The sequence below is a fragment of the Pedobacter sp. 01N416 genome, assembly GCF_056399685.1.
Genome location: NZ_JBFTRT010000450.1, coordinates 1 through 8,714 on the forward strand (window position 1 = coordinate 1; position 8,714 = coordinate 8,714).

The 8,714-nt window shown below is 39.3% G+C and carries 6 protein-coding genes; all 6 read left to right on the forward strand.

The window, feature by feature from the left end:
- Window positions 1-2,272: fasciclin domain-containing protein (locus AC1DND_RS21170; protein ID WP_477584612.1), on the forward strand; the 2,272-nt coding region annotated here is incomplete at its 5' end.
- Window positions 2,273-2,278: 6 nt separating this feature from the next.
- Entirely contained in the window at window positions 2,279-4,309 is a 2,031-nt protein-coding gene (locus tag AC1DND_RS21175) for a SusC/RagA family TonB-linked outer membrane protein (protein ID WP_477584613.1), read from the forward strand.
- Between the two features lie 125 nt (window positions 4,310-4,434).
- Window positions 4,435-5,199, forward strand: coding sequence for a hypothetical protein (locus tag AC1DND_RS21180; protein ID WP_477584614.1), 765 nt, complete (start codon window positions 4,435-4,437; stop codon window positions 5,197-5,199).
- A gap of 10 nt (window positions 5,200-5,209) precedes the next feature.
- Complete coding sequence (locus AC1DND_RS21185) at window positions 5,210-6,637, forward strand: RagB/SusD family nutrient uptake outer membrane protein (RefSeq protein ID WP_477584615.1); 1,428 nt, start codon at window positions 5,210-5,212, stop codon at window positions 6,635-6,637.
- A 10-nt stretch (window positions 6,638-6,647) separates the two neighbouring features.
- Window positions 6,648-8,462: a fasciclin domain-containing protein gene (locus AC1DND_RS21190; RefSeq protein ID WP_477584616.1), complete on the forward strand. Its 1,815-nt coding sequence runs from the start codon at window positions 6,648-6,650 to the stop codon at window positions 8,460-8,462.
- Between the two features lie 32 nt (window positions 8,463-8,494).
- Window positions 8,495-8,714 (forward strand): hypothetical protein (locus tag AC1DND_RS21195; protein ID WP_477584617.1); only part of this gene is annotated, 220 nt, incomplete at its 3' end.

Here is an 8,714-nt window from a genome sequence, read left to right on the forward strand (position 1 = left end):
TTTTATTGCCCAGTATTTTAATGGCCGTTTATCCAATGAAATTGCTATGAGTAAAATTTTACAGAAATTTTTAATCGTTAATTTGGCGGTTATATTCATTCTCAGCGCTTGCCGGAAAAAAGAATTTGATGAGTTCTATGGCCGTCCTGAAACATTAGCCGATCCGATTTATCAACAACTTCAGGCCAAAGGGAATTTTACCAGATTTTTAGATTGTATAGATAAATCGGGCTATAAAGAAACCTTAAGCAAAGCAGGTTCGTGGACGGTTTTTGCACCAACAGATGCGGCTTTTGCCACTTACATGTCCGAAAACAACTTAACCGAGATAAATGCAACGCTGGCTTCGGCAATTGTACGTTATTCAATGACCTATGATGGAGAGAAAGTAGAACGTTTAAGCGATAATTTAACGGCAAAAGGTTTCGTTAAAAATGTTGGTTTTAGGCGACGTACCGTTTATTACGATTTTGTTTACGATGGCGTAGACAATGATGGTAAAGCGATAAAGGTAATTGCGGGTAACCGAAACGGAACTTATTTACCAACCGACTTTAACAATAAAAACCTACCCTATTTTCTTGCCCCCTTCATCTCTTTTGCAGGCATTAGTGCTTTAGATTATAATTATTTTTATCCCAATACCGAGTATACCGGAAAAAATGTTGGCCCTGGAAAAATTATCGAACAAGATATTGTAGCCGAAAATGGCGTAATCCACATCGTAGATAAAGTGCTTACCCCGCCACAAAGTATTGATCAGTATATTGACACTAAATCACAGTATGGTGCTTTCAAATCCCTTTTGGATAAATATGTAAGCTATAATGTGAATACTGATATTACCCATCGTTATCAGGTGTTAACGGGTAAAAGTGATAATGTTTACGTTAAAAACTATAGCATATTGCTTGGTTTTTCGCCTAATAACGAAAATTACCTGAAAGATGATGCCAACGATGCACAGATTGGCATGTATACCATTTTTGCACCAACCGATGACGCGGTTGAGGCCTATGCAAAAGTGCTGTTAAAATATTATGCAAAAAACAGGTTGCAGCCCGGAAACTATAAAGCACAGCTGAACGAACTGTTTTCTTTAAGATCCGATATCATCAGGGATTTTATCAACTCACATTTATATAGAACTACAGTATGGCCAAGCAAGTTTAATACGGTTAACAGCTTTTTGGGCGAAGCCACTAAACTTACGCCTGCAAACGTTGTAGACAAGCAGTTTTTAAGTAATGGATTGTTTTACGGCGTAAACACTGCCCAAAATGCCAATGTATTTTCAACCGTATATGGGAAGGTAAATTTAGATCCTACCTATTACATTATGAAACAGGCGCTTGATGTATTGGGTTATGCTATTCCGATTAAAACAGCCTCTTTAAAATACATTGTTATTCCCATCCCTGATGCCACCCTGGTAAGTTTAGGATTTTCATACGATCCCTTTTATCCTTCGTCGCCAATTAGGGGCGACCTCAATATTTTAAGACGACTCTTGCAAACGCATATTATCCCACTGGGTGACCGTGCTGTACCAAATTTTGCTACAACAGCTGGTATTTTAGAAACTTCTGGTGGTGAATACATTAAGTACAACAACGGGTTTTTCTCTTCAGCTGGCACAGAAGATTTACCCGCAGTTGCCGATAAAAGTATTAAGATCGATTCGGTTGCCACAGCTGTTAATGGAGCTGATGCCTATGCTGCCAAAGTACTGATGTATACTGTACTTCCGGTAAGCAAGCATATCGAAAAATATGGTACGCTAACAACCGATCCTTATTATTCCTTCTTTCAATACCTTAAAAATAACGTTACGCTTTATACAGCTGCTACAGGCGCAATTCAAGGGGTTACCGATGGAAGCCCTTACACCGTTTTCATTCCTACAAATGCGGCTATACAAGCTGCGGTAACCGCTGGATTATTACCAAAACTAGCCAACGGAACGCCAAATTATGCGCCAACAGACGCCGGAGATATTAGCAAGGTGGCCAAATTTATCCAATACCATATTATTAAAAGCACAGTAGCAAGCGACGGACAGAAAACAGGTTCTTTTGAAAGTTTGCTTAAAAACGATTCGGGAGATGCAGCCAAGGTTACTGTATTTACCAATACCACCAATACGCTCACGCTAAGAGATGTAACCAATACTTCTGTGAATGTTTTGCTGGGTACAACCGATAGGAGCAACGTGTTATCTAACAGAACGGTGATTCACCAAATCAATTCTTATTTAAAATATCAATTCTAAACCGAGATGACTAAAAGATATAATTATAGTTTTTTTATTTTACTATGCTGTTTGTTGGTATCGTCCCTAACCTATGCACAACAAATTAACTATGTAAAGGGTAAGGTAATTGATAAAAAAGATAAGCAGCCCATTATTGGTGCATCTGTTGTAATTGTTGATAAAGACAAAAGGGTAATTAAAGGCGTTTCGACAGATATTGATGGAAACTATTCTTTACCGGTAGCAGATAAAACTTATCGGATATCGGTTTCATATATTGGTTATAGGTCTTCAGCACCTGTTAATATCGATAAAGCAGTAATCAATTTCCAGTTGGAACCTTCTGAAAATCAGATGGATGAGGTTCAGATTGTTTCGAAAGCCAAAACGAACAATGGAAGTGGAATGACGATCGATAAACGCGATCAGACTTCGGCTACGGTTACCATTGATGCCAAAGAACTCGAAGACCTCCAATCGGCATCAATCGATCAGGCTTTGCAAGGCCGCATGGCAGGGGTTGACATTACCGCCAGTACGGGTGATCCGGGCGCGCCGATGCAGATCCGTATCCGCGGTACATCTTCCATTAATGGCGCAACCGATCCGTTAATTGTATTGGATGGTATGCCTTACGATATTACCATCCCTTCTGATTTTAACTTTGCCACCTCTGATGAGAACAATTATGGTCAGTTATTAAATATTGCCCCATCTGATATTAAAGAAATTAGTGTGCTAAAAGATGCTGCGGCTACAGCCGTTTGGGGATCGAGAGCAGCAAACGGTGTATTGATCATTACCACAAAAAGAGGTTCAATTGGTCCGCCAGCTATTTCCTATAATTTTAAAGGTTCGTATTCTAAACAGCCAAGTCCGATCCCGATGTTGGATGGTAACCAATATTCATCACTCGTTTTGGAAGAATATTATAATGCGGGCCGTCAGTTTTCTACTTCAGAATTTGCAAAGCAATTTCAATATGATCCGAACGATCCTTATAATTACTATAATTACAGCAACAATACCGATTGGTTATCAGCCATTACGAGGGTAGGTTACCTTCAAGATCATAACCTGTCTATTTCGGGGGGTGGTGAAAAAGCCAGATACCGTGCTTCGGTAAATTATTTTAACCAAACAGGTACTACCATTGGCACCGATTTAAACCGTGTTTCGGCAAGGGTGAATTTAGATTATATGGTGTCGAACAAAATCAGGTTCAGTTCTGATATTTCTTATACACATATCGATCAGAACGGACTTTTTAATACCCGGGTTAGAGACGTTGCTTATACCAAAATGCCTAACCAAAGTATTTATGAGTATGATGAGTATGGAAATTTAACATCAAACTTTTTTAGTCCTGCCGCAACTGCCCAGGGCGCTTATGCCAGTACTTTTAATCCATTGGCAATGGCATCAGCAGGTAGTAACCACCAATTGGGCGAACGTATTACACCAAAATTTAGTTTACAGTACGAAATTTTACCGAGTGTGTTACGCCTGAATGGAAGTTTTATGGTAAACATTAACAACACCAAAGTAAAAACCTTCCTTCCTCAAATTGCAACAGGGCGGCCTTATACCGAATCGGTGGTCAATACTGCTTCAGATGCTGATGGCGATTCATTCACCATGAACACTAGTATGACTTTGGCTTATACCCCAAAACTGAATGATAAACATGATATTATTGGCTTTTTACGCTTCGATAGTGAAGATAGCCGCAGAACTGGTCAATACCTGTTTTCAACCAATACCGCATCATCGTATTTATCCGATCCTTCTGTTGATAGCCGTACCAATTACACAGGTTCTGCAACCTCATCTTTAGGACAAACCAGGTCAGTTGGTTTATTGGCTAACGTTCAATACAAATTTTTAGACCGTTATATCATTAATGGTAGCATTAGGGGCGATGGTAACTCCAGGTTTGGTGCTGCTAACCGATATGGTATTTTTCCTTCAGTTTCTGGCCGTTGGCGGATATCTGGAGAACCTTTTATGAAAAAGGCCAAATATGTAGATGATTTTAGTTTAAGGGCCAGCTAACCGTCATCAAAAAGAAAAAGATAAGACTAGATCTTGCTTTCAATATTGCACACAACGAAAACGTAATCCGCGAGGTTTCTCCGCTATACCCTCGAGAAAATAAAGGTAGGGTAACCAGCAACAATGTGTACAAAGTATTTGTGCAGGAAAATAATCCTTTCGGATCGTTTTACGGTTTCAAGTTTAAAGGTGTATATCCTGATAAAAACGCAACAGTTGCATTGGATGAGAACGGAAACCAGATTGTTGGACCGAACGGCGATAAAATTTACATGCGTTTTGCTTATCCATCTATTGATTATGTTTTCCAACCGGGCGATGCCATGTATGAAGATATTAACCACGACGGGAACATCGATTATAAAGATATTGTGTACCTGGGTAATGGTAACCCGAAACTAACAGGGGGATTTGGATCTAACCTAACCATCAACGGAAACCTTCGTTTAGGTTTTAATTTCACTTTCCGTACCGGATACGATATTATCAATGGTACTAAAATTAACACCACCAATATGTATGGTTTTAATAACCAAAGTACAGCGGTATTGCGCAGGTGGAAAAAAGAGGGCGATGTTACCGATATGCCGAGAGCCATGTACGGTACAGGTTATAACTTTTTAGGCTCCGACCGCTATATTGAAGACGGATCATTTTTAAGATTGAGCTCGGTGGTTTTAAAGTACGATTTTGGCAAAACCTTTATGAAGAGATTGGGCATGAAATCGCTTACCACCAATCTTACCGTTCAGAATATCTTAACATTTACTAAATATACTGGTCAGGACCCAGAGGTGCCGATTAAGTTAAACGGGTCGAACACAGTGATAGATAATTCTACCACGCCGCCAATTAAGACTATTACTTTCGGTTTAACTGCTAACTTTTAATTCAAAACTGATGAAAAATATTTTATATAGCACTTGTTTGGTAATGATGCTGGTGATGAGCAGCTCTTGCAACAAATGGCTCGATCTTAAACCTAGAGATGGAATTACCAGACAAGAGTTCTGGAAAACGAAAGAAGATGTTTTAGCAGCAGTTTCTGGTTGTTATACCTCATTACTGGCGCCTCCTCCGGGTATTGGTGATAAATCTTTATTGGAGTACATGTTTATGTATGGTGAGCTTAGGGCCGATATGATTGCAGGCGGGCCTAGTATTACAACAGAAGAAACGGATATTATTAATGTAAATATTACCCAGGATAATACAACAGCAAGATGGGCAGCATTTTACCGTACCATTAACTACTGCAATACGGTGCTCGATTTTGCGCCTGGCGTTAAAGCTACCGATCCCACTTTTACCGATGCAGCATTGAACGGTTATGTGGCAGAAGCGCTTACGCTAAGAAGTCTTATGTATTTTTACCTGTTGCGTACCTTTAGAGATGTACCCTTAAAATTAACCGCTACTGTAAAAGATACCGATTTACAGGATCTGCCGAAAACCAAACAGGCCGATATTTTAAAACAGATTGTTGCCGACTTAAAAAAAGCAGAGCAAGGAGCGGTTACCACTTATGGTAGCACAAGATTTGATAAGGGTAGGGTAACCAAATTTACTGTAAATGCTTTGCTGGCAGATGTGTACCTATGGATGGAAGATTATCCGAACTGTATTACCGAATGTAATAAAATCATCAGTTCGCAAAGATTTGCCCTGGTTGGTGCAGGTTCTGGCTGGTATAATAAATTTGACCAGGCGATTGAAAACCCGTTTTATACTTTACTGGTAAATACCAGACGACGTTTTATCGGTTCCCCGTTTTTGAGTACCGAAATCTTTATTCCAGACGACGTTGATCCGGATAATAACTATGATATCAGACCTGGCTCTTATTATAATGCGGCTTTTACCATTCAAAAATACGGCACGGAAAATCCTTCTTACGTAAAATGGCAAGCATACCGTTATTCAGATATCATGATGATTAAAGCCGAAGCTTTGGCCTTAACCGGAGGTGGTGTAGAAGCTTTGGCATTAGTTGATGAACTGAGATTAAGACGTAATGCTGTAAATGCTACGAAAGTTACTGTAGACCCTTCAGAAACTGAAGCTTTGTGCGATTATATTTTGGCCGAACGTGCCAGAGAATTTGCTTTTGAAGGCAAAAGATGGTTCGATCTTTTACGCCACGCCAAACGCAATAACTATAGCCGTATTGATATTTTGTTAGATCTTGCAGCCAAAACAGTATCGCCTACGCTTCAACAATCGGCCATTACCAAATTTAGAGATCCCAATAGCCATTACTTGCCGATTTATCAAAGTGAGTTATTTACAGATCCTAATCTCGTACAAAATCCATTTTACACTAAATAGAATAAGTGATATGAAAGTGAAATTAGACATCCGCAACATTACCTATTTGGTTATACTCAGTGCATTTATAATCTTCGTGATTAATGCCTGTAAAAGAGAAAGTTTAACATTAAGTACTACTGATGATGTAAACATTACCGGATTTTTGGAGAAAAATCCAGAAAAATTTTCTTTGTTTACCCAAATCTTAGAAAGATCGGGTACAAAAGGTTATTTGGCAGCATATGGCAAATACACCATGTTTACTCCTGATAATAATGCAGTTAACGATTGGTTGAAAAGTTTAAATAAAACAGCAGTCGATCAATTATCAGCTGCAGAACTGAAAGACGTTGTTCGTTTCCACGTTTTGCCAGATACCGTTGCTACAGGCAAATTTACCGATGGGAAGCTAACCCAGATCACCCTTTATGGTCAGTATTTGCAAACTGGTGTTACTTTTAAAGATGGTGTAAGTAGTTTTATCATCAACAAACAGGCGCTCATTACACAATCTAATGTAAGGGTAGGTAACGGTATTATCCACGTTATCGATCATGTGTTAATACCATCAACCAAAACATTGGCAGCAAGTATAGAAACGAACAACAGGTATAGTATTTTTACGCAAGCCTTAAAAGAAACTGGATTTTATGATTCGTTGAATTATGTGCAATCGGCTATTCCTGATACTACCCGTCGTTTTCAAACGGTAATTCTCGAATCCGATTCTGCATTACAAGCTGCAGGTTTTAGTAATTACGCGGCCTTAAAAGCCAAACTTTCAAAAACAGGTAATCCGAAAAGCCATACTGATAGTTTGTGGATGTATGTAGCTTACCATATTTCAACAGGTGCAAGTTATACGCCTGATATTGTTTCTTCACCTTCGTTATCTACTTTGGTGCCTAGTGAAATTGTAACCACAAAATTAGTGGGAACCAAAATCTTATTAAATGACGATGAATTTAATGGGGTGATTGAGCCCGGAGTAGAAGTAAACAGAACTTTTAGTAATGTTACTACTTCGAATGGGGTTTTACACGAATCGAAAGGTTTTTACAAAATTAAACCAAGGGTACCTACGGGTGTTTTCTTCGATATAGGCGATCAGCCAGAATTAAAATTATTAGCGGCCTGGCGGGCCCCCGGACAAACCATTCAGCTTTTACAAAACGGAAAATTGATTACAGCAGGCATCAGGCTCGATGCTTACCGGTCGGGAACAATTGGCCCTGTTTATGCCGTGTCGTCAACACCAATCGGTGCATCTGATGGTCGGAGTTACGCCAACAGGGATGTAATTCAGTTTAACCCAACCACCAGTAATACTTTACGCTCTATCTGGATGGAAATCAGAACTCCTATGCTGGTTAAAGGTAAATACAAAGTGTGGATCTGTTATACCTACAATGGCTCCGGACCACTTACGCAGGTTGGGGTAGATGTGGGTACAACACAAGAGCAGTTATTGCCAAATCTGGTCGATTTTGCGCAAACATTAACCAGTTCTGGGGTACCTACTGCCAATGCAGCCTTGCCTTCTGCAGATGGATTGATGTTAACCAACGGTTTTAAACGCTATATGGCCACAACTGCCGATGTAAGTAACGGTGTAAATGGTTTACAGCCCATCTCACAGAATAATTTATGGTCGGTTATGGTCGGGAAATTGGCCGGGGTAGTAGATATTAAAACAACTGATAAACACTGGGTTAGGTTTACTACCCTGCGTGGTAATGGAAGTGGAATTATGAATATGGATATGATTCACTTTATTCCAATTGATGATGATCAGAACTATCCAAGATTTAGTCCGTCGGGCCTGATTTATAAACGCCCATAACTAATTGAGCTATAGAACTAATAATATAAATAATGACTAGAAAATATATAATATATGTTGCCCTGCTCAGTATCAGTGCAGTTTTATATTCCTGTAAAGATAACCTGGAACTTCATAACGAGCTTACCAATGTAGATAACAGTTTAGATCTTGCACAAAAGCTCGATGCCCAGTCTAACTTAAGTGTTTTTAACGGTTATGTTAAAACTACGGGTTATGATAAGGTGCTTGCAGCTGCGCAAAATTATACGG